The organism is Sphingomonas changbaiensis NBRC 104936 (genome assembly GCF_000974765.1).
In the GTDB taxonomy this organism is placed as follows: domain Bacteria; phylum Pseudomonadota; class Alphaproteobacteria; order Sphingomonadales; family Sphingomonadaceae; genus Sphingomonas_B; species Sphingomonas_B changbaiensis.
This window is the reverse complement of record NZ_BBWU01000051.1, coordinates 52,884-74,975: the sequence shown is the minus strand read 5'-3', so window position 1 is coordinate 74,975 and position 22,092 is coordinate 52,884. Positions and strand designations below refer to the sequence as shown.

Annotated in this window: 19 protein-coding genes; 10 read left to right on the top strand and 9 right to left on the bottom strand. The window is 66.5% G+C overall.

The window, feature by feature from the left end:
- Nucleotides 1-28: 28 nt before the first annotated feature.
- Nucleotides 29-3,058, bottom strand: coding sequence for an excinuclease ABC subunit UvrA (gene uvrA, locus SCH01S_RS14370; RefSeq protein ID WP_046349510.1), 3,030 nt, complete (start codon nt 3,056-3,058; stop codon nt 29-31).
- Between the two features lie 181 nt (nt 3,059-3,239).
- Between uvrA and SCH01S_RS17005 the strand changes: the two genes are divergently transcribed.
- From SCH01S_RS17005 to SCH01S_RS14355, 3 genes are read left to right on the top strand one after another with little or no spacing between them, the layout of a single operon-like run.
- Nucleotides 3,240-5,021, top strand: coding sequence for a type IIL restriction-modification enzyme MmeI (locus SCH01S_RS17005; RefSeq protein ID WP_217995440.1), 1,782 nt, complete (start codon nt 3,240-3,242; stop codon nt 5,019-5,021).
- Nucleotides 4,969-7,605, top strand: a complete 2,637-nt coding sequence (locus tag SCH01S_RS16880; RefSeq protein WP_157032991.1) for a beta strand repeat-containing protein — start codon at nt 4,969-4,971, stop codon at nt 7,603-7,605. Before SCH01S_RS17005 ends, SCH01S_RS16880 begins: the two co-directional genes overlap by 53 nt.
- Nucleotides 7,602-8,471: an alpha/beta hydrolase gene (locus tag SCH01S_RS14355; protein ID WP_052733960.1), complete on the top strand. Its 870-nt coding sequence runs from the start codon at nt 7,602-7,604 to the stop codon at nt 8,469-8,471. The genes SCH01S_RS16880 and SCH01S_RS14355 overlap by 4 nt, the downstream gene beginning before the upstream one ends.
- Nucleotides 8,472-8,640: 169 nt before the next feature.
- Here the strand turns inward: SCH01S_RS14355 and SCH01S_RS14350 are convergent, their stop codons facing one another.
- The gene (locus SCH01S_RS14350) at nt 8,641-8,931 is read right to left on the bottom strand and encodes a hypothetical protein (RefSeq protein ID WP_157032989.1); all 291 of its coding nucleotides are present in this window, start codon (nt 8,929-8,931) and stop codon (nt 8,641-8,643) included.
- A 216-nt stretch (nt 8,932-9,147) separates the two neighbouring features.
- Between SCH01S_RS14350 and SCH01S_RS14345 the strand changes: the two genes are divergently transcribed.
- The 5 genes from SCH01S_RS14345 to SCH01S_RS14325 all read left to right on the top strand — a co-directional run bounded on the left by SCH01S_RS14345 (nt 9,148) and on the right by SCH01S_RS14325 (nt 15,712).
- Nucleotides 9,148-10,026, top strand: coding sequence for a L,D-transpeptidase family protein (locus SCH01S_RS14345; RefSeq protein WP_052733959.1), 879 nt, complete (start codon nt 9,148-9,150; stop codon nt 10,024-10,026).
- A 30-nt stretch (nt 10,027-10,056) separates the two neighbouring features.
- Nucleotides 10,057-10,263: a hypothetical protein gene (locus SCH01S_RS14340; protein ID WP_046349507.1), complete on the top strand. Its 207-nt coding sequence runs from the start codon at nt 10,057-10,059 to the stop codon at nt 10,261-10,263.
- A 127-nt stretch (nt 10,264-10,390) separates the two neighbouring features.
- Nucleotides 10,391-11,683, top strand: a complete 1,293-nt coding sequence (locus SCH01S_RS15935; RefSeq protein WP_052733958.1) for a S1C family serine protease — start codon at nt 10,391-10,393, stop codon at nt 11,681-11,683.
- Between the two features lie 17 nt (nt 11,684-11,700).
- Nucleotides 11,701-13,944, top strand: a complete 2,244-nt coding sequence (gene parC, locus SCH01S_RS14330) for a DNA topoisomerase IV subunit A (protein ID WP_046349506.1) — start codon at nt 11,701-11,703, stop codon at nt 13,942-13,944.
- Nucleotides 13,945-13,990: 46 nt separating this feature from the next.
- Nucleotides 13,991-15,712: a putative bifunctional diguanylate cyclase/phosphodiesterase gene (locus SCH01S_RS14325; RefSeq protein WP_084689592.1), complete on the top strand. Its 1,722-nt coding sequence runs from the start codon at nt 13,991-13,993 to the stop codon at nt 15,710-15,712.
- Here the strand turns inward: SCH01S_RS14325 and SCH01S_RS14320 are convergent.
- Genes SCH01S_RS14320 through SCH01S_RS14305 form a run of 4 tightly spaced genes read right to left on the bottom strand, consistent with a single transcriptional unit; the run spans nt 15,679 to nt 18,617 of the window.
- Complete coding sequence (locus SCH01S_RS14320) at nt 15,679-16,884, bottom strand: CCA tRNA nucleotidyltransferase (protein WP_046349505.1); 1,206 nt, start codon at nt 16,882-16,884, stop codon at nt 15,679-15,681. The two genes, SCH01S_RS14325 and SCH01S_RS14320, sit on opposite strands and share 34 nt — an antisense overlap.
- The gene (locus SCH01S_RS14315) at nt 16,877-17,473 is read right to left on the bottom strand and encodes a CoA pyrophosphatase (protein ID WP_046349504.1); all 597 of its coding nucleotides are present in this window, start codon (nt 17,471-17,473) and stop codon (nt 16,877-16,879) included. Before SCH01S_RS14315 ends, SCH01S_RS14320 begins: the two co-directional genes overlap by 8 nt.
- Entirely contained in the window at nt 17,470-18,030 is a 561-nt protein-coding gene (locus tag SCH01S_RS14310) for a DUF1285 domain-containing protein (protein WP_046349503.1), read from the bottom strand. Before SCH01S_RS14310 ends, SCH01S_RS14315 begins: the two co-directional genes overlap by 4 nt.
- A 50-nt stretch (nt 18,031-18,080) precedes the next feature.
- Nucleotides 18,081-18,617 (bottom strand): GNAT family N-acetyltransferase, encoded by a 537-nt coding sequence (locus SCH01S_RS14305; RefSeq protein ID WP_245612281.1) that lies wholly within the window; start codon nt 18,615-18,617, stop codon nt 18,081-18,083.
- A 98-nt stretch (nt 18,618-18,715) separates the two neighbouring features.
- Between SCH01S_RS14305 and SCH01S_RS14300 the strand changes: the two genes are divergently transcribed.
- Nucleotides 18,716-19,348, top strand: coding sequence for a glutathione S-transferase family protein (locus tag SCH01S_RS14300; protein ID WP_046349501.1), 633 nt, complete (start codon nt 18,716-18,718; stop codon nt 19,346-19,348).
- A complete protein-coding gene (locus tag SCH01S_RS14295; RefSeq protein WP_046349500.1) occupies nt 19,345-20,097 on the top strand; it encodes an SDR family oxidoreductase in 753 nt (250 codons plus the stop codon). The genes SCH01S_RS14300 and SCH01S_RS14295 overlap by 4 nt, the downstream gene beginning before the upstream one ends.
- A 112-nt stretch (nt 20,098-20,209) precedes the next feature.
- On the opposite strand, the gene SCH01S_RS14290 is transcribed toward SCH01S_RS14295, so the two are convergent.
- The 3 genes from SCH01S_RS14290 to SCH01S_RS15930 form a co-directional block, all read right to left on the bottom strand.
- Entirely contained in the window at nt 20,210-20,557 is a 348-nt protein-coding gene (locus SCH01S_RS14290) for a c-type cytochrome (protein ID WP_052733957.1), read from the bottom strand.
- 67 nt (nt 20,558-20,624) lie between these two features.
- On the bottom strand, nt 20,625-21,179 hold the full coding sequence (dcd, locus tag SCH01S_RS14285) for a dCTP deaminase (RefSeq protein ID WP_046349498.1): 555 nt from the start codon (nt 21,177-21,179) through the stop codon (nt 20,625-20,627).
- 31 nt (nt 21,180-21,210) lie between these two features.
- Nucleotides 21,211-22,089 (bottom strand): AraC family transcriptional regulator, encoded by an 879-nt coding sequence (locus SCH01S_RS15930; protein WP_052733956.1) that lies wholly within the window; start codon nt 22,087-22,089, stop codon nt 21,211-21,213.
- Nucleotides 22,090-22,092 lie beyond the last annotated feature (3 nt).

Sequence of the window (22,092 nt, the reverse complement as noted above, 5' to 3'; positions counted from 1 at the left end):
AAGCAGAGCGTCGGAGCCGGTGTGCGTGTTACTCCGCCGCCACAGCCTCTTTCTCCGCGCCCGCGCTCTGCCGCCCCCGCTCCAGCAGCGGCTTGAGGTACGCGCCCGTATAGCTTCGCGGCTCCGCGGCCACGGTTTCCGGCGTGCCGGTCACGAGGACTTCGCCGCCCTTGACGCCGCCTTCGGGTCCCAGGTCGATGATCCGGTCGGCGGTCTTGATGACGTCGAGATTGTGTTCGATCACCACCACGCTGTTGCCTTGTTCGACCAGGGCGTGGAGGACTTCCAGCAGCTTGCGGACATCTTCGAAGTGGAGGCCGGTGGTGGGTTCGTCGAGGATGTAGAGGGTCTGGCCGGTGCTGCGGCGTGACAGCTCCTTCGCCAGCTTCACGCGCTGGGCTTCGCCGCCGCTGAGCGTCGTCGCTTGCTGGCCGACCTTGATATAGCCCAGGCCCACTTCGACCAGCATCGCCATCTTGTCGCGGATGCCGGGCACCGCCTTGAAGAACTCGGCGGCGTCCTCGACCGTCATGTCGAGCACGTCGGCGATCGACTTGCCCTTGAACTTCACTTCCAGCGTCTCGCGGTTGTAGCGGGCACCGTGGCAGACGTCGCACGTCACATAGACGTCGGGCAGGAAGTGCATCTCGATCTTCAAGACGCCATCGCCCTGGCACGCCTCGCACCGGCCGCCCTTCACGTTGAAGCTGAAGCGGCCGGGCTTGTAGCCGCGGGCCTGGGACTCCGGGAGACCTGCGAACCAGTCGCGGATCTGGGTGAAGGCGCCGGTGTAGGTGGCGGGGTTGGACCTGGGCGTGCGGCCGATCGGCGACTGATCGATGTCGATCACCTTGTCGAGATGCTCGAGGCCGGTGATCCGCTCGCACGGGCCGCAGACCAGGCGGGCGCCGTTCAGCGCGCGGGCGGCGCCGGCGTAGAGCGTGTCGATCGTGAAGCTCGACTTGCCCGAGCCGGACACGCCGGTGATGCAGGTGAAGGTGCCGAGCGGGATGCTGGCCGTCACGTTGCGCAGGTTGTTCGCGCGGGCGCCGTGGACGGTCAGCTTCTTGCCATTGCCTTTGCGGCGCTTGGCCGGGACTTCGATCTCGCGGCGGCCGGCGAGATAGTCGGCGGTGACGCTGTTCTCGTGGGAGAGCAGCTCGGCGAGGTCGCCCTGCGCGACGATCTCGCCGCCGTGCACGCCGGCGCCGGGCCCCATGTCGACGATGTAATCGGCGGTGCGGATCGCGTCCTCGTCATGCTCGACGACGATCACGGTGTTGCCGAGGTCGCGCAGGCGCTTGAGGGTCGCGAGCAGCATGTCGTTGTCGCGCTGATGGAGGCCGATGCTCGGTTCGTCCAGGACATAGAGCACGCCGGAGAGGCCGGAGCCGATCTGGCTGGCGAGGCGGATGCGCTGGCTCTCGCCGCCGGACAGGGTGCCGGAGGTGCGATCGAGATTCAGGTAATCCAGGCCGACATTGTTGAGGAAGCCGAGGCGCTCGACGATTTCCTTCAGGATGCGTTCGGCGATCGCGCGCTGTTGGGGCGAGAGCTGGGGCGGGAGCGACGTGAACCAGGCGAGGGCGTCGACCACCGACATGCGGGTGGCGTGGCTGATGTGCTCGCCGGCGATCTTCACGGCCAGCGCCTCGGGCTTCAGGCGGGCGCCGCCGCAGGTCTCGCAGGGCTGGGCGGACTGGTATTTGCCGAGCTCCTCGCGCATCCAGGCGCTCTCGGTCTGCAGCAGGCGGCGGTTGAGGTTGCCGATCACGCCTTCGAACGGCTTCTTCACTTCATAGGATTTGCGGCCGTCGATGAAGCGGAGCGTGACCGCGCGGCCCTCGGTGCCGTGCAGGATCGTGCGCTGGACCTGGGGGCTGAGCTCGTTCCAAGGGGTTTCCAGGCTGAAGTCGAACTCGCGGGCGAGGCTGGCGAGGACCTGCATGTAATAGGGGCTGGGCGGCTGCGACTTGGCCCAGGGGACGATCGCGCCTTTCTTCAAGGACAGCGTCTCGTTCGGCACGACCAGCATCTCGTCGAAGATCAGCTTTTCACCGAGGCCGTCGCAGGCCGGGCAGGCGCCCTGCGGGGCGTTGAAGCTGAACAGGCGCGGCTCGATCTCCGGAATGGTGAAGCCGGAGACGGGGCAGGCGAAGCGTTCGGAGAAAGTGATGCGGCCGGGGGGGGCGTATTCTCCGGCCACCAGCTTCCTCTCGGGCTGTCCACCCACACCGGTTTGGGCTGAGCCTGTCGAAGCCCTCCCTGTTTTTTCCTCGCCCGAAGAAGAAGGGAGGCCTTCGACAAGCTCAGGCCGAACCGATTTTGGGGCCCCTGCCGCATCCGCCGGGTCTACATAGGCCAGCCCGTCGGCCAGTTTCAGCGCCTGCTCGAACGAATCCGCCAGCCGGCTCTCAATGCCTTCGCGGACGACGATGCGGTCGACCACGACCTCGATGTCGTGCTTGTATTTTTTGTCGAGCGCGGGCGCGTCTTCGATGTCGTAGAACACCCCGTCGATGCGGACGCGGGTGAAGCCGCCCTTCTGCCACTCGGCGAGTTCCTTGCGATACTCGCCCTTGCGGCCGCGCACGACGGGGGCGAGCAGGTAGGCGCGGGTGCCTTCGGGCAGCGCCATCACGCGGTCGACCATCTGGCTGACCTGCTGCGCGGCGATCGGCTCGCCGGTGACGGGCGAATAGGGAATGCCGACGCGCGCCCAGAGCAGCCGCATGTAATCGTAGATCTCGGTGACGGTCGCGACGGTGGAGCGCGGGTTGCGGCTGGTCGTCTTCTGCTCGATCGAGATGGCGGGGCTGAGGCCCTCGATGTGATCGACGTCCGGCTTCTGCATCAGCTCCAGGAACTGGCGCGCATAGGCCGACAGGCTCTCGACATACCGCCGCTGCCCCTCGGCATAGATGGTGTCGAAGGCGAGGCTGGATTTGCCCGATCCCGACAGCCCGGTGATCACGATCAGCTTGTCGCGCGGCAGATCGACGTCGACGCCCTTCAGATTATGCTCCCGCGCGCCGCGGACCTGGATGTGAGTCAGCATGGAGGCCGTTCTACTTCTGTTCTTAAGGGGAATCCAGAGAGGAAGATAGGAACGGGGTGGCGGCTTCGCCAGTCGCGCGCGGGTCGATCCGAAATGGTGACAACCACTTGGTCCGAAACGGCTTTGTCTCCTGTGGAGAAAGCCCCGGGCGTTCGCCAACCTGCCCAGCGCAGGGGGAAACATGGCGGACGAGGGGGCGTTCGACCGCTTTATCGAGCGGTGGCGGAAGAATGAGGGCGGGGCGGAGCGGGCGAATTTTCCGCTGTTCCTGACCGAGCTGTGCGCGCTGCTGGACTTGCCGCAGCCCGACCCGGCCGACGCGACGCACGAGCATAACGATTATGTGTTCGAGCGCGACGTCACCACGATCGAGGACGACGGCAAGATCAGTCACAAGCGGATCGATCTGTATCGTCGTGGCTCTTTCGTGCTGGAGGCGAAGCAGAGTCGTATCAAAGGTGCGGCAAAGGAAGTCCCGTTCGCGCCGGAGCTGGACCTAGGCCTCGGCACCGCACAGGGCCGGCGGAGCGCGCACCGGGGCTGGGACGTGCTGATGCGCAATGCCCGCGTGCAGGCCGAGGATTATGCGCGAGGGTTGCCGCCCTCGCATGGCTGGCCGCCCTTCATCCTGGTCTGCGACGTCGGGCACGTGATCGAGGTGTTCGCGGACTTTTCGGGGCAGGGGAAGAATTACCGCCAGTTTCCGGACCGCGACGGGTTCCGAATCTATCTTGAAGACCTGAAGCGACCGGACATCCGGGACCGGCTGCGCGCGATATGGGACGCGCCCCAAAGCCTGGACCCGGCGCGGCGATCGGCGGCGGTCACGCGCGACATCGCGGAGCGGCTCGCCAAGGTGAGCGAGCGGCTAGAGAAGGCCGGCCAGCCCCCGGAACGAGTCGCGCATTTCCTGATGCGCTGCCTGTTCACGATGTTCGCCGAGGACGTGGCGCTGATCGATGAAGGCGTGTTCGCGGAACTGCTCGACCACGCGCGCGCCAATCCGGCGAGCTTCGGGCCCATGGTCGAGGATCTGTGGCGGGCGATGGACAAGGGCGGCTTCGCCCCGGTGCTTCGCCGCAATGTCCGCAAGTTCAACGGCGGACTGTTCGCGGACCGGACCGCGATCCCGCTGGCCCGGGAAGAAATCGGCGAGCTCTACGAAGCGGCTCGGCACAACTGGCGCGACGTGGAGCCGGCGATCTTCGGGACGCTTCTGGAGCAGGCGCTCGACAAGGCCGAGCGTAAGCGGCTGGGCGCGCATTACACACCACGGCCATATGTCGAGCGGCTGGTCACGGCGACGATCATCGATCCGCTCCGCGATGAATGGGAAAGGATCGTGCTGCCGACGGTGGAGCGGGAGCGGGCCGGCAATCCCGAAGAAGCGATCCGCGTCGCGCATGATTTCCATGTGAAGCTGGCGAACACGCGCGTGCTCGATCCGGCGTGCGGGACCGGCAACTTCCTTTATGTCGCGCTGGAGCTGATGAAGCGGCTGGAAGGCGAGGTGCTGGAGGTCCTGCTGGACATCGGCGGCCAGGAAGCGCTAGCGATGGAGACGCTTAGCGTCCATCCGCGCAATTTCCTCGGGCTGGAGCTGAATCCGCGCGCGGCGGCGATCGCGGAGCTGGTGCTGTGGCTCGGCTATCTCCAATGGCAAATCCGCAATCGCGGATCGATTCACGATCCCGTCCTGGAACGGCTCGACAACATCCGTGCGATAGATGCGGTGCTGGCCCATGATCCCGAACGTCCGAAGGCGGACGGCAGCGGCACCGAGCTGCCTAACCCGCGCCGGCCCGAGTGGCCGGAAGCGGACTATATCGTCGGGAATCCGCCATTCATCGGCGGCAAGGATATCCGGGCTCGGCTATCCGCCCGACGGAACCCTGCCCCAGGGGCTGGTCGTGGTGGGCACATCCGGACAGGATGCGATCGACGGCTCGGTGGCGGCCGATAATCTGCGCGGAGAGGGGGGCGCGGACTCGATCCACGGCCGAGCGGGCGCCGACCTGATCGACGGCGGCGACGGGGATGATTATCTTTCCGGCGATCTCGGCAACGACACGATCAATGGGGGCGCCGGCCGCGACTATCTTGAGGGCGGGCAAGGCAACGATATCCTGAACGGTGGTGACGGCGACGATCAGGTCTACGACTATGGAGGCTCGGATCGTTTGTCCGGCGGCGTCGGCAACGATCGGATGGGCGTCAGCTATTCGTACACTCTGAGCGGCCTTGCCAGTACGATCGATGGCGATGCCGGTGCCGACGATATCGCGGTCACGATCTATGGCGACGACCATGTCGACGTGAACGCGGGTTCGGACAACGACGTAGTGACCACCGAAGTCGAAACAGGCTCCGCCACCGTCACGCTTGGAGACGGGGCCGACACGCTGCGCCTTCAGCAGTCCCTGTCCTATCGGCAGCAAACCGGAATCGTCACGGTCACCGACTTTGCGACCGGCGCGGGCGGCGACATCGTCGACGTTGCTCCGATCTACAATTCCTATTTCGTAAAAAATCGTATCGGCGACGACCCCTTTGCGTCGGGTCACATGCGGCTCGTGCAATACGGGTCTGATACGATGCTGCAGTTCGACCACGATGGCCCGGGCCAGGACACGCCCTACGCGAACCTGGTTCGTTTCCAGAACGTGGACGCGAACGAGCTCACGGCGGCGCATTTCGGTGGATTCACGCCGCGCGTCGTCAGTGCCGCTGACGCTGCGACAGCGACGATCATGGTCGCGGGCACGGCCGTCGAGGGAAATACGGCCTCGCTGCCCCTCCAGCTCATCCTGCGGGACGTGACGCGCGTGGTGACATCGGTGACCGTTTTCTTCGCTGCCGACCTCTCGACAGCGGATTCTTCCGATGCGGCAGTTCCAGCGTTCGACAGGAATTTCTACCTGACCGATCTGCCGGGCGGCGATCACGCGATCATGCTGCCGTCAATTTCATTGTTCGATGACCTGCGAGCAGAAGGGACGGAGACGATCACCATTCGCGTTCGTGCGACTGCGGAAATCTTCGAGAACGGCACGGACACGATGGACGTGACGATCGCGCTGCAGGACAATGATTTTATCGGTGGTGCGGGCGCAGATGCGCTGTCCGGGACCGCGTATGCCGAATTCTTCGATGGCGGTGCCGGCGATGACACCCTGTCAGGGATGGGCGGCGATGATCGCCTGGATGGGGGCGCCGGGGCCGATCTGCTGATCGGCGGAACCGGCGACGACAGCTACTTCGCCGATGCCGACGACACGATCATCGAGCGCGCGGGCGAGGGCAACGACACGATTTACGTTCGGTCCAGCTACGCCCTCGCCGCCGGCCTTTCGATCGAGTCGGTGCGCACGACCGGGTCCAGCACGACTTACGCCGCCGATCTGACCGGCAACGAGATCGCCAACACTTTGGTCGGCAACGCCGTTGCCAACCGGCTCGATGGCCGCGCGGGGGCGGATGTGATGTGGGGCTATGGCGGCGACGATATCTATTTCGTCGACAATGCCGGCGACAAGGTGTCGGAACTGGCCGGCGGCGGCAAGGACACGGTTTATACCACCACGAGCTATAGCCTTGCGGCGGGCTCAGCGGTCGAGGAGCTGCGGACGCTGGGATCGGCCACGACCTATGCCGCCGACCTGACCGGGAATGAGCTGGCGAACACGATCGTCGGCAATGCCGCGTCGAACCGGCTCGACGGGCGCGCCGGCGCGGATGTGATGTGGGGCTATGCCGGCGACGATTTCTATTATGTCGACAATGTCGGCGACGTCGTGATGGAGCGAGCCGGCGAGGGCTTCGACACCATTTATGCGAAGGCCGATTTCGCGCTGACGAGAGGCTCGTCGATCGAATTGCTGTGCACGTTCGGCTCGTCGACCGGCTATGCCGTCAATCTGTCCGGCAACGAACTTGCAAACACGATCTACGGCAATGCGGCGGGGAACACGATCAACGGCGGCGGCGATGCGGATGTGATGGCCGGCTTTGGCGGCAACGATTCCTACTATGTCGACAATGCCGGCGATGTGGTGATCGAGGCGGCCGGGGGTGGCACCGATACGGTCTATACGGCGACCAGCTATACGCTGGCCGACAACAGTGCGGTTGAGGAACTGCGGACGTTCGGATCATCGACCAGCTACGCCGCGGACCTGACCGGCAACGGGCTGGGGAACACGATCGTCGGCAACGCTGCGGCGAACACGATTCATGGCGGCGGCGGCAACGACAGCATCTGGAGCTATGGCGGCAACGACCAGCTGTTCGGGGATGCAGGGGACGACAGCTTCGTGTTCGGCCCCGGTTTCGGGCGCGACGTGATCGCGGACTTTGCCGGAAACGGGGCGGCGGCCGGCGACACAATCCGGTTCCTGCCGGGCACGATCGGCAGCTTCGGCGCGTTGATGAACAAGGCTGCGCAGCAAGGCGACGACGTGGTTTTCACACTGGATGAGAATACCAGCCTGACATTGGCTGGAACGCGGCTCGCCGCGATCAATGCGCAGGATTTCGTGTTCGGGTGAGGCCGGCTGCGGTCTCGCATCTGCGACGCGGCCTGCCCCTGTTCGGGCTGTTCGCAGTCGCCTGCTCTCCGCTATCCGCGTTCGACGCGCTGGTGCCGAAGGATCGCGGCGGCGCGCGGGTCGCGGCCGGGATTCCCTATGGCGAGGCGCCGCGGCAGCGGCTCGATATCTATGCGCCGACCGGGGCGGCAGCCGGGCTGCGGCCGGTCATCGTCTTTTTCTATGGCGGCTCGTGGAATTCGGGATCGCGGAGCGGCTATGCGTTTGTCGGCCGGGCGCTGGCGGCGCGGGGGTTCGTGACCGTGATCCCCGATTACCGGCTGGTGCCGGAAGTGGTCTATCCCGGGTTCGTGCTGGACGGGGCGAGCGCGGTGCGCTGGGTACGCGCGCATGCGAAGGACTATGGCGGCGACGGCGACCGGATCGTGCTCGCCGGGCACTCGGCGGGCGCCTATATCGCGGCGATGCTGGCGGTGGACGATCGCTGGCTGGGCGCGGACCGGGCCGCGGTGCGCGGACTGGTGGGGCTCGCCGGGCCCTACGACTTTGCGCCGTTCACGATCGGCGCGAGCATCGACGCGTTCGGCGCCTGGCGAAATCCGGCCGAGACCCAGCCCGTGACCTGGGCCGGCGCCGGCGATCCCCCCGCGCTGCTGCTGGCCGGAGCAGAGGACACGATCGTGCGCCCCCGCAACAGCGATAAGTTGGCGGCAAAGCTGCGCGCGGGCGGCGTGCCGGTCGAGGTGAAGCATTATCCGGGTATCGGCCATATCGGCATCCTGACCGCGATCGCGAAGCCGTTTCGCGGCAAGGCGCCGGTGGTCGACGACGTCGCGGCATTTGCGACGCGCGTGACGGAGCGTTAGCCCGTCGTCTGGTGTCGAAGATGGCAGTGCTGATTGCGCTGATGATCGCAACGATCGAGTAGCGGCCGCTCGCGGTCTGACGCAGGTCCGCAAATCTCCCTAACTCATATCAGATCGGCGGAACGGCGGCCGGTTCCGGCCGGTTGAACGCGGGCTGAACGGCAGGAGATCAGCTCATGAATCGGAACTTCTTGATCGCGGGCGCGGCATCGGCAGCGCTGATCGCTTCGGTGGCGCTGGCCCAGACCGGCAGCGGGTCGGGCACCGGCAGCAGCGGCATGACCGGCGCCACCGGCACGTCCGGCAGCATGAACAGTGGAACGTCCAGCTCCGGCATGTCCGGCAGCATGAACAGCGGCACGTCGGGTTCCGGCATGTCGCGCAACGGCAACATGTCCAGCGGCACCTCCGGCTCTGGCATGTCGAGCGATGCCAATGGCGGCATGAGCGATAACGGCATGACCAGCGGTTCCGGCAGCATGAGCGGCGGAACCTCTGGCTCCGGCTCCATGAGGGCCGGCGAGCGCGGCTGAGCCGAAGGCGCTTCATCCCACCTTCTCGACCGGCCGGGACCTGGGTCCTGGCCGGCCTCTTCTTTCTCGGCCTGGGCACCTGCAGCGACCCGCGCGCGCCATGGGGCCGGATGGCGGCGGCCGAGCCTGCGGCGCCCGCTTCAATGCCCGTCGTCGCCGCGCCGCAGCTCCCGCCCGAAGCAGCGGATATCCATTTCGTCGATCGCGCGCTCTGGCCCGATCCGCGCTGGTCCGATGCCGAAATACGAACGGCCAATCCGCTTTATGCGGCTTTGGAGAGCCGGCTGCGCAGCGCTAGTGCCGAGGATCAGGCGGCGATCGCGCATGATCTTCGCCAGCTCCGGCTGATCGGGCCGGCCGAACGCTTCGTGCTGGTCGACATTGCGAGCGGCCGGTTGTGGATGATCGGCGAGGGCAGGGTTGCCGGCACGATGAAAGTCGTCACCGGCAAGCCCGGCATGGACACGCCCAAGATGGCTGCGCTGATCCGCTATGCCGTGCTGAACCCCTATTGGAACGTGCCGCCGGACCTGGTGCGGGACCGCGTCGCCGAGCATGTGCTGCCGGACGGACCGGGCTGGCTGCGCCGCACCGGCCTGGAGCCCGTCGCCAGCTATGCGCCGGATGCGCCGGCGCTCGATCCGGAAGCGGTCGACTGGACGGCCGTTGCTGCCGGCGATGCGGACGTGGGACTGCGCCAGGAACCGGGGCCGTACAATGTGATGGGCCGGGTGAAGTTCATGTTCCCCAACAATCTCGGCATCTACCTTCACGACACGCCGGACACGCGGCTGTTCCGCGCGGCGTCGCGCCGGTTCAGCTCGGGGTGCGTGCGGCTGGAGCATGCGGCCGTGCTCTACCGCTGGCTGTTCGGCGGCCAATTGCCGGCACCCGATCCGCATCGGCCCGAGCAACGCGTCGCGCTGCCGCGGCCGGTGCCGGTCTATATCCTCGACCTGCCGACACTCGCGCGCGACGCGCCGCAAGTCGCCCCCCTGCATGGACACCAAGCCGCCGCCTGATCGTTCTGCCGTTGGATAAAGGAGACGATCATGGCCACGACCGCACCGGACCAGGCGAACAGCAACACCACGAACAGCAACAACAGCACAGGCACGATGGATTCGATCAAGAACGCGCTCGGCAACAACCAGATGGTCAACAAGGCGACGCAATTCGCGAAGGACCGCCCGTGGGCGACAGCAACGCTGGCCGGCGTCGTCGGCGTCGCGCTGCTGAATACGCTCAGGGGACGCTGAGAATGAGGGCGGCGGCGATCGGAGCCGCCGCCCCTTTACCGCTCCGAATCGGAGCAGAATCGATCTTGCGGTAGGTTAGGAATCGCGCTTACACTGATGTGAACGGGGGAAGAAACGGGGGGATTCGATGACAGTCGCACGCGCGTTGGCCTTTGCCAGCGCCATCGGCATGGCCGCGTCAGCGTTGGTCTGGGCGCAGTCGTCGACCGCAAGGGTACCTTTGCCTCTCCCGGCCGTGGTGAAGAACCTCCCCCCTGACGTAGCCACGCGGCCAGTCCAGCTGAGCAAGATGCTGATCAAGCTAAATCGAGGGGAGGCATTTGGACGAGTTAAAGGTGGACTGATTTGCGCAATCGGCCAGCCCCTAATTTGGAAAGGAGGCCGATTCCAGCTAAACACCGAAGACTTCGATGAAGTTTTTCAAGATGAGCTAAGCAAGATCGGATTTAACGTGATTTCTGTATCCGGACAGATGTTTGATACAGGAGACTCTACAAAAGCTGAATTCCTCGTAGGTGGCACCATTAAATCGATGAATGTCGATGTCTGCTTTCCGAATTCTGGGTTTGGGGATTTGATGTCTGCAAAGGGTTCGGCTCTGATGGAAGTGGAGTGGCAACTTTACGACCGGCTCAACAGGAAGGTTGTTGACGTCTTTACGACTGATACGGGTTATCGACAGAAAAAGACTCAATCGGGCGGCATAGAGACAATCGTTTTTTCGGCCTTTGCGGAAAATGTCAGGGCTTTGGCAGCATCCGGGAAGCTGCAAAAAATCCTTACAGGTCGGCCTACCGATCTTAACGTCGCGAAGGCGCCGTCAAACGTTGAGCGGCTCAATGTGTCGCTTCCCGCCACGGGCGTTGAAACGGTCAGTGATGCTGTCGGAGCTACAGTTCTGGTCTTGTCCGGAGATGGTCACGGCAGTGCCTTTCTCATCTCGGGAGATGGTTATTTTCTCACGAACTATCACGTTGTCGGCGGTGCAAAATATGTGAAACTGCGCTGGTCTGACGGTCTCGAATCGGTGGGTGAGGTTATCAAGGCCGATCGTGGACGAGACGTAGCTATCATCAAGGCTGATGGGCGGGGCCGCAAGCCGATTGTGCTTCGCGCAGAGTCGATCCCTGTAGGAACCGAGGTGTTTGCTATTGGTACACCGTTGGACAAATCCCTTCAGAGTACCGTTACGCGTGGGATCATTTCTGCCCAACGGGTACTGGACGGCTATACGTTTATTCAGAGCGATGCCTCCGTGGTTCCAGGAGACAGCGGTGGACCACTCATCGACAAGAACGGCAGGCTGGTTGCCGTGACCGTAGCTGGTGTTCGCATCAACGATGCGCCTCAAGGCATCAATTTTTTTGTTCCCGCGAGCGAGGCGCTTCAATTCCTGGGTATTTCGCCAGCGGGTAACTAGGTCTAGTCGATATCGGCATGACCGACCTCGCCGACCCGTTCGACGCCATTGCCGATGCTCCGTTCGATAGCGCGCTTTCCGAGCGTTACCTTGTCTATGCGCTCTCGACGATTACCGCCCGCTCGCTTCCGGACCTGCGCGATGGATTGAAGCCCGTTCACCGCCGGCTGCTCTGGGCGATGCGGCTGCTGCGGCTCGATCCGGCGGCGGGGTACAAGAAGTGCGCGCGCGTCGTCGGCGACGTGATCGGCAAATATCACCCGCACGGCGACCAGTCGGTCTATGACGCGATGGTCCGGTTGGCGCAGACCTTTGCGCTGCGCTACCCGCTGGTCGACGGTCAGGGCAATTTCGGCAATATCGACGGCGATAACGCCGCCGCCTACCGCTACACCGAGGCGCGGCTGACCCAGGTCGCGATCGACCTGATGGCCGGCCTGGACGAGGGCACGGTCGATTTCCGCCCGACCTACAATGGCGAGGAGGAAGAGCCGGAGATCATGCCCGGCCTGTTCCCGAACCTGCTCGCCAACGGCGCGAGCGGGATCGCGGTGGGCATGGCGACGTCGATCCCGCCGCACAATGCCGCCGAGCTGATCGACGCGGCAATGCTGCTGATCGACCAGCCCAATACCGAGCCGGCGCAGCTGCTGGAGCATGTGAAGGGGCCGGACTTCCCGACCGGCGGCATCATCGTCGACGGCCCCGGCGCGATCGCCGAGGCCTATGCGACCGGGCGCGGCGCGTTCCGGGTGCGCGCGCGCTGGACCAGGGAGGATACCGGCCGCGGCACCTGGGTCGCGGTCGTGACCGAGATTCCGTACGGCGTGCAGAAGGGCAAGCTGATCGAGGAGATCGCGGCCCTGATCAACGACAAGAAGCTGCCGATCCTGGAGGACGTCCGCGACGAATCCGACGCCGAGGTGCGGATCGTGCTGGAGCCGCGCAGCCGCACTGTCGATCCGGACATGCTGATGGACAGCCTGTTCCGGCTGAGCGGCCTGGAAGTCCGCGTGCCGCTGAACATGAACGTGCTCGACGCGCACCGCACGCCGCGCGTGCTGGGGCTGAAGGCGGTGCTGGAGGGCTGGCTGCATCACCAGTTCGAGGTGCTGCGCCGGCGGTCGGAGCATCGGCTGACCCGGATCGGCGACCGGATCGAGCTGCTCGACGGGTATCTGGTCGCCTATCTGAACCTTGACCGCGTGATCGAGATCATCCGCACCGAGGACGAGCCGAAACCGGTGCTGATGGCCGAATTCTCGCTGACCGACCGGCAGGCGGAAGCGATCCTGAACATGCGGCTCCGCTCTTTGAGGCGGCTCGAGGAAATGGAGATCAAGGGCGAGCGCGCGAAGCTGGAGGAAGAGCGCGAGAGCCTCACCGCCCTGCTCGCCAGCCCCGCGCGGCAGCGGACGCGGATGAAGCGCGACCTCGCGGCGCTGCGCGACCGCTATGGGCCGGAGACGGCGCTGGGCAAGCGGCGCACCACGATCGAGGAAGCCGGGCCGGCGCGCGAATATGCGCGCGAGGCGATGATCGACAAGGAGCCGATCACGGTCGTGCTGTCGCAGCGCGGCTGGATCCGGGCGCTGAAGGGGCATGCCGACCTCGCCTCGGCCGAGACGATGAAATTCAAGGAAGGCGACGGGCCCGCCTTTGCCTTCCATGCGCAGACGACCGACAAGATCCTGATCGCCGCCGAGAATGGGCGCTTCTACACGCTGGCCGGCGACAAACTGCCCGGCGGGCGCGGGTTCGGCGAGCCGATCGGGCTGATGATCGACCTGGACGGGCAGGTCGGTGTTGCCGCCTGCTTTGCCGCGGGCACCGGCCAATTGCTGCTGGCCTCGTCCGACGGGCGGGGCTTCCTCGCCAAGGTGGAGGATGCGATCGCCGAGACGCGCAAGGGCAAGCAGCTGGTGAACCTGCGGCCCGGCGCCAAGCTGAAAATCGTGCGCCGCGTGTCCGACGAGGCGGATTATGTCGCGGTGGTGGGCGATAACCGGAAGCTGGTGCTGTTTCCCCTGTCCGAGCTGCCGGAAATGGGCCGCGGCCAAGGCGTGACCCTGCAGCGCTATCGCGACGGCGGACTGGCGGATGCGATCGCGCTGCGCTTTGCCGACGGGCTCAGCTGGTCGATGGGCGGCGGCAGCGGGCGCACGCGGACCGAGGCCGATCTGTCGCCCTGGCGCAGCGCCCGCGGTGCCGCGGGCCGGATGGCGCCGATCGGCTTCCCGCGCGATAATCGCTTCGGGTAGGGCGGTTTAGGCGGTCTTAACCATCCGCGCGCTAGGCCCGGATGCGATGGGTGGGTCGGCAACAGTCAAACAGGTCCGCGAGCGGCGTGGCGCCGTCGCGCCCGACCCGCTTGTCCTTACGCGCCAGGCCGAACAGCTTCGGCGGCCTTTTCTGGAGGCCCTGCCGCTTCCCGGCGCCATCGTCGGCGTCGGCGAACACGGACTGGAGCTCGTTGAAGGCAATTCGGAGTTCGAGCGTCTTGACGCGGCCGGAGGCGGGGGGCTGCTCGATCGCTGCGACTTTCGCGACAAGCTTCACCAGTTCCTGCTGGGCGCCGACACGACGGTCGACTTCGAATGGGTCGACGGCGACCTGATCTCGGGGCGCCAGTACAGCGTCAGGGCGGCGCGGCTGCTGCATATCCAGACGAGCGGACCGCGCTGCCTGTTGAGCCTGCTCGACCGCACCGGCGAGCGGGCGACCGAAAAGAGCTTGAAGCTCGAAATGTTCAGCGACAGCCTGACCGGGCTGCCGAACCGGGCGGGGTTCGGCGACCAGCTTGAGTCGGTTCTGGAGCAGGCGAAAGCCGGCGAAATCGCGGTGCTGGCGGTGGACCTTACTCGGTTCAGCCGTATCAATGAATCGATCGGCGATGTCGTCGGCGACGAGCTGCTGATCACCGTCGCGCGGCGGCTGCTCTCGACGATGCGCGCGGGCGACGCGCTGGCGCGGACCGGCGGCAACGAATTCGGCGTGTTCGTCGGCATCAAGGACGCGCCCGAGGAAGTGCTGGCCGTCGCCGAGCGGATCAATGCGGTGCTCGCCGCGCCCTGCCGTCTTTCGGAACTCGAAATCCGCATCGGCTGCGCGATCGGCTGCGCGGTTCATGACGGCGATTGCAGCGCGGATGAGCTGATCCGCCGCGCGCAATTCGCGCTGAAGCGGGCCAAGGCGAACGGCGGGACCGAGCTGTATCAGCCGCGCGCGTTCGATCTTGCCCGGCAGCAATTCACGATCGAAACCTGCCTCAGGCGCGCGATCGAGGCGGAGCGGCTGACGCTTGCCTACCAACCGGTCATCGAGCTGCAGACCGGGGAGATCAGCGGGTTCGAGGCGCTGGCGCGCTGGCGCGAGGACGGCGTCGACATCGCGCCGTCCACCTTCATCCCCGTGGCCGAGGAATCGGGGCTGATCCTGCCGCTCGGCCGCTGGGCGCTGGACGAGGCGACGCGCACGCTGCGCGCATGGGACCGCAGGGCCGGCATGACCCTGCCGGTACGCATGGCCGTGAACGTCTCCGCCATCCAGGTGACGCGCGACGACGTGCCCGCGATGCTGGAGGAAGCGGCGCGCGTCCACAATGTCGCGCCGGAGCGTCTGGTGCTTGAGCTGACGGAGAGCGCGATCGTCGCCGACCCGGACCGGGCCGCCAAGGCGATGGAAGCGATCCGATCGGTCGGCGCGACGATCGCGCTCGACGATTTCGGCACCGGCTATTCAAATCTCGCCTATCTGCAGAGGCTGCCGATCGATGCACTGAAGATCGACCAGAGCTTCGTGACCGGCATGCTGGGCGACCGCGACAAGGTCGCGATCGTGCGCGCGGTGCTGTCGCTGGCCGAAGCCCTGGGCCTCAGGACCACGGCCGAAGGAGTCGAGACGCTGGAGCTGTCGCAGACACTGGCAGCGCTCGGCTGCACGCGGGCGCAAGGCTATTTCTACGCGGCTCCCCTCGATGCCGAGGCGGCGTACGCCTACTGGTCGCGGAGCAATTCGGCGGCGACCTGATCTGCGAGCCGATCGACACGGTCGCGCGCCGGGAAGCCTTCGGCGACCCAGCGGTCCTCGACCATCTTCAAGCCTCTTGCGACGATCGGCCCTGCGGCGAGGCCGCGCGTCACCAACGCCCCGCCCGAGATCGGCAGGCGCGGCGGAGTCCAGCTTGCGATCCGCGTCGCGTCCTGGGGGGCGCCCGCCAGCAAGAGTCGGTCGACAGCGCTCTCGACGCCGATCCGATAGGCGAGCTCTTCCGGAGGCTCGGGCCGTGCCGAGACGGCGAGCGACAGCCGCTTGCGGACCGCGTTCGACAGCTTCAGCCGGGCGGCGATGTCTTCGGCGCGCGCGGGATCCGGCGGGATCAATGCGGCGAGCCTGCGCACCGCATCGCCGGGCAGCGCCGCGTCATATTCTGCCGCGATCAGTGTGCGCAGCCGCTTCAGGCCAGCATCGTCGATCTCCGGCAGCACCGGCTTCAGCACGTCGCGCGCGAGCATATAGCTGAAAGCCGGCACCGGATCGGCGCAGCCGAGCAGTTTCAGCAGCTCGTCGGCAATCCGTTCGCGGCTGAGGGCCATCAGGTCGTTCGCGCGCGCCGCGCAGGCGTCATAGGCCGCCGCCTCGGGCACGCCGGTGCCGAAGCGCGCGTGGAAGCGGAAGAAGCGGAGGATGCGCAGATGATCCTCGGCGATCCGCTGCAGGGGATCGCCTATGAAGCGGACGACACCCGCGCGCAGATCGTCGACGCCGCCAAAATAGTCGAAGACGTCGCCGGTCAGCGGATCGGCCGACAGCGCGTTGATTGTGAAATCGCGGCGCGCGGCATCCTCTTCCCAATCGTCGGTGAAGGAGACGGTGGCCCGGCGCCCGTCGGTCGAGACGTCGCGACGGAGCGTGGTGACCTCGACCGGCTTGCCCGCGATCGTGACCCCGACCGTGCCGTGGGCGAGGCCCGACGGGCTGGTCCAGACGCCCAGGCCCGCGGCATCGGCGCGCGTCCGCACGTCTTCCGGCCGCAGCTGCGTGCCGATGTCGAGGTCGCCGGGCACAGCGCCCGCCAGCGCGTCGCGCACCCAACCGCCGATATAGCGGCTGCGGCCCGCATCGAAGCCGATCGCCTTGCCGAGCCGGGCGATCCCCTCGGCATCCCAGCCCGCCGGCGGCACGGACACGCGGTCAGTCATCGCGCAGCCGCCGCGCGAGATTCACGATCATTGCCGCCGTCGCGCCCCATATCCGCCGCTCGTTCCACAGAATCTCGTAATAGCGGCGGCGGCGGCCCTGCCAATCGACCTCGCGCTCCAGATGGTTCGCGGGATCGAGCACGAAGGCGAGCGGCGCCTCGAACCAGTCGGCGACCTCGGCGGCGCTGGGGATGAGCGGCAGGTCCGGCGGCACGACGCCGATCACCGGCGTCACCTGGAAACCGGTAACGGTCACATAGCGGTCGGCTGGCCCGACCAGCTCGACCCGGTCGCGGGGCAGCGCGATCTCCTCCTCGGCCTCGCGGAGCGCCGCCGCGATCGCATCTTCGCCGGGATCGATCCGGCCACCCGGAAACGCGACCTGTCCGGCATGGCGGCGCAGCGTTTCGGTGCGGCGCGTGAGGATGACGCCCGGCTCGGCACGATCGGTGATCGCGACCAGCACCGCGGCAGGCGTGAGGCCGGAGACCGGCTCCAGCACCGCATCGCGCATGTCGCCCTCGATCAGCAGCGGGCCGCGCCCGCGGCTGCGCTCCAGCCGCGTCCTGAGTTTGTCCGCCAGCGTCACGCGATCGGAAAGAATTGGCCGCCGCTCCAAAGGCCCGGCGGCATCGCGCCTTCATCGAGGGCGATGTTGGCGAGTTCGTAATAGACCGGGCGTGCGACCAGCGCCTCGAGCCCTTTGCGGACCAGCAGGTAAGGATGGGGACCGTCCGGCTTTTCTTCGAAGCGAAGCGGGTGTTCGGGCCCGGCCACAATCAGGTGGCCGGTGTTGAGCCGGAATGCGAGGCAGCGCGCGGGGCCTTCGCCCTCGCTCTTCAGCTCGACCGCCACGAACGGCGCATCCTCGACGGCGATGTCGAGCTTTTCGACGGGCGTGACGAGGACGTAGCTGCCGTCCGGCTCTCGGCGGAGAATTGTCGAGAAGAGCTTCACCATCGGCAGCCGTCCGATCGGCGAGCCCTGGTGATACCAGGTGCCGTCGCGCGCGATCCGCATCTCGCTGTCGCCGCAATGCGTGGGGTTCCAGCTCTCGACCGGCGGCAGCCTCTGCTCTGCCGCCAGCCGCGCGATCTCGGTGAGCGAAAGGCCGGTCAGATCGGCAGGCGGAGCGGCCATCGGCATGGGCCCGGACTAGCCACCCTGTCATTCCGGCGAAAGCCGGAATCCATCTTCTATTCGGCGGCTTCAAAGACAGGTGGATTCCGGCGTTCGCCCGAATGACGAGGGAGAAGCTGGCCCTCGCTCGCCACCTGTCCACGCACGCGCGCCAGCAGGCGGCGCTGTTCGTAAGGGCCGTCGATCCGCCAGCCGGCCGCCGGCTCTGCGGTGAAGCCGAAGCGTTCGTAATATTCGGGGTCGCCGATCATCATCAGTGCGCTGGCGCCCGTGCGATCGGCAGCCTCGATCAGGGCGGCCATCAGCGCCTTGCCGATGCCGGTGGACTGCACGTCGGGCTCGACCGCGACCGGGCCGACCATCACCAGCGATTCCGTGCCCGACGCGGTGCCGAGCGCCACCGGCCAGCTCTGCAACGTGCCGACCAGCCGCTCGTCCTCCCAAGCGGCGAAGCTCAGCTCCGGAATCGCGACCGCCCCCTCGCGCAGCCGATAGGCCGTGCGCCCGCGTCGATCCGCGCCGAACGCGGCATCGAGCAGCGTTTCAACAGCTTCGGGATCGGCTTTCGCAAGCGGGGTCAGGGTTACGGCCAACGATGTGCTCCTAGCACCGGGCATGGACGCCCGGAGCGCGGCGCTTTAGCGTCACGATTTGAGAATGAAAGCTGAATGTTAAGGGGGAGCTCGCTGCCGTGATCCTGTATGATGCCGCTTGGGCCCCGAACCCGCGACGGGTGCGTATGTTCCTGGCCGAAAAGGGAATTGCGATCGAACGGCGGATCGTCGATCTGGCCGGCGGCGAGAATCTGCGCGAGCCGTTCCTGTCCGTGAATCCACGCGGCACCGTGCCGGTGCTGGAGCTGGACAGCGGTGAGCGGATTGCCGACTCGGTCGCGATCTGCCGCTATCTGGAAGCCTTGCATCCCGACCCGCCGCTGTTCGGGCAGGACCCGCTGGAGATCGCCCGGATCGAGGCCTGGACGCGCAAGATCGAGGCCGAAGGTTATGCCGGCGTCGTCTACGCATTCCGCAACCGGCACAAGAACATGGTCGATCGTGCGCTGTCCGGTCATTGGCCGGCGGTGCCGCAATTGCCGGAGCTGGTGATGCGCGGACAGAATATGTGGCGCTGGTTCGTCGAAACGCTCGAAGAGCATCTGGACGGGCGTGCGTGGATCGCGACCGACAGCTACAGCTTTGCCGACCTGACCGCGCTGATGGCGGTCGACTTCGCGCAGGCCACACGCCTGTCGGACGGCAATCTGCCGCCCGCGCTCGCGGCCTGGCACGGGCGCGCCTCGGCACGGCCGAGAGCGACGGCATGACGCCGGAGTTCGGATCCCCCCGCACCGCGATCGTCACCGGCGGCGCCCGGCGGATCGGCTGCGCGATCGCACGGGCGCTCGCGGCGGACGGGTGGCAGCTGCTGATCCACCATCACAGCTCGGACGCGGCCGACCTTGCCCGCGACCTCGGCGCTGCAACCGTGCAGGCCGACCTCGCCGATCCGGATGCGGCGGAGGCGATCATCGCCGCGCTCGACGGCCTGCCGCCGCCGGCCTTGCTGGTGAACAGCGCCGCCGGCTTCGCACTCGATCAGTTCGGCGATTTCACGGCCGGGCAATGGGACCGGCACATGGCCGTCAATGCCCGCGCGCCGGCCTTGCTGACCCAGGCATTCGCGCGCGCGGTGCCGGAGGGGCAGGGGGCGCTGGTCGTCAATCTGCTCGACGCGAAGCTGGTCCAGCCGAACCCGGATTTCTTCACCTACACGGTGTCCAAAATGGCGCTGGCCGGCGTGACCGAGCTCAGCGCGCGCGTGCTTGCCGGGCGCGGCATCCGGGTGTGCGGCATCGCGCCGTCGGTCACCCTTGTCTCCGGCCCGCAGACACGCGAGAATTTCGACGCGGTACACAGGCTGAACGCGCTCGAGCGCGGCGTGACCGTCGAGCAGATCGTCGACACGCTGCGCTTCCTGATCGCAACGCCGACATTGACCGGACAGACAATCGTGCTGGACGGGGGCCAGCGCTTCCTGGGGCTGCCGCGGGACGTGCAGTTTTTGGAGGAATAGCTCGAGCCAAGTCCCGTTCTGGCTGAACCTGTCGAAGCCTTTCCTTCCCTTCGATGCCGAAAGAAGAAGGGAGGCCTTCGACAAGCTCAGGCCGAACGGAATTTAAGGCGTTCTACTTAATGCTTTTCAGCCAGGCGATCAGGCGCGCGCGCTTGGCGGGGTCGGTCATGCCGGCATAGACCATGCGCGTGCCGGGCACCTTGGCCTTGGGATTGGCGATGAAGGCATCGAGCTCCGCCTCGCTCCACACACCTTTCTGCGCCTTCATCGCCGGCGAATAGGCGAAGCCCGGCACGGACGCCTTGGGCCGGCCGACGATCTTGTTGAGGGTCGGGCCGATCCGGTTCTGGTTGGGTGCGACGGTGTGGCAGATGGAACAGGGCGCGAAGCTCGGGTCCATCTGCGCCCCGGCCGTTCCGGCGCCGAGCACAATCGCGATCAGTCCCAAAGTCTTGCGCATCGACGCCTCCGCTTCCGCCCCTGCCTAGCCGGTCCGGCCCGAATGGCAAGCGCCCGCGAGGGGCTCTTCACAGCCGCGGCAGCGTGACGCCTTTCTGGCCCATATATTTGCCCGCCCGGTCGGCATAGGTGATCTCGCACGGCTCGTTGCCCTGGAGGAACAGGAACTGGCAGGCGCCTTCGTTCGCGTAGATCTTGGCGGGGAGCGGCGTGGTGTTCGAGAACTCCAGCGTCACATGACCTTCCCAGCCGGGTTCCAGCGGAGTCACGTTCACGATGATGCCGCAGCGCGCATAGGTCGATTTGCCGAGGCAGATGACGAGCACGTCGCGGGGCACGCGGAAATATTCGACGGTGCGGGCAAGGGCGAAACTGTTGGGCGGGATGATGCAGACATCGGTCTTGCGATCGACGAAGCTGTTCGCGGCAAAGTCCTTCGGGTCGACGATCGCATTGTCGACATTGGTGAAGATCTTGAACTCGTCCGCCACGCGCGCGTCATAGCCATAGCTCGACAGCCCGTAGCTGATGCAGCCTTCGCGGCGCTGGCTCTCGACGAACGGCTCGATCATGCCGCGTTCGAGCGCCTGCTCGCGTATCCACCGGTCCGACAGAATCGACATTCACAAGCCTCCCCGGCGATCCTTTCGGGGGTCAGGCGGGTCGGGTCAATCCGGGCTTGAGCAGGGCCTGGGCCGGGGCGCCGAGAATCTGCGTCCGCAACCGGGCCGAGGCTTCGTTCAGCGGCTTGGGCAGGCGCAGGAACGCGCCGGGAGACATGCCGAGGAATTCCTGCGCGTCGCGGTTGAAATGCGAGTGGTCGTAATAGCTGCTCTCGATCCGCGATGCCCAGGTCTCGGCGCTCGCACCGCGCAGCGCCATCAGCGAGCGCAGGAAGCGGGCGCGGCGCACCAGCAGCTTCGGACCGAAGCCGAACGCCGCGAGCGCGATCCGGTTGAGCGTGCGGTGCGACAGGCCGAGCTTGCTCGCCATCTCGGCGACGCCGCCCTGGACCGGCTCCATCAGGTAGCGGTGAACCTGGGCGACGCGCGCCTCGTCGGTGCGCGGGCGGCTGAGCAGGCGCAGGAAAATCGCGTCGAAGCGCGCCTTGATGTCCTCGCGCGGCGCCTGGGCGGCATCGGCGAGCAGGGCTGCGTCGGCGCCGATCAGCTCCTGCAGCGGTGCGATCCGGTCGGAAAAGGCCGCTGCATCCGCCCGGTTCAGCCGATACCAGCCGAGCGGCGTGATGCCCGCGCCGACAACGATGCCGTTCGCGCCGTCGCTATAGCCGGCGCGGCTGGTCGGCCCGAACAGAGCGGCCGGAGGCACGTCGAAGCTGTCGCCGCCCAGCCGCACGCGCCAATGCGGGCCGGCGACGTGGAAACGCATATTGGCCCAGGCCGGGAAGAACACGTCCAGATGCCGCTCGCCGGGCGGCAGCGCGACCGCATAGCGGTGATAGCCCGAAACCAGGCCGTCGAGCCGCGGATCGGGGAGCCAGTAATCGACGTCGAAAGCGAGGTTCTCCGACATCAC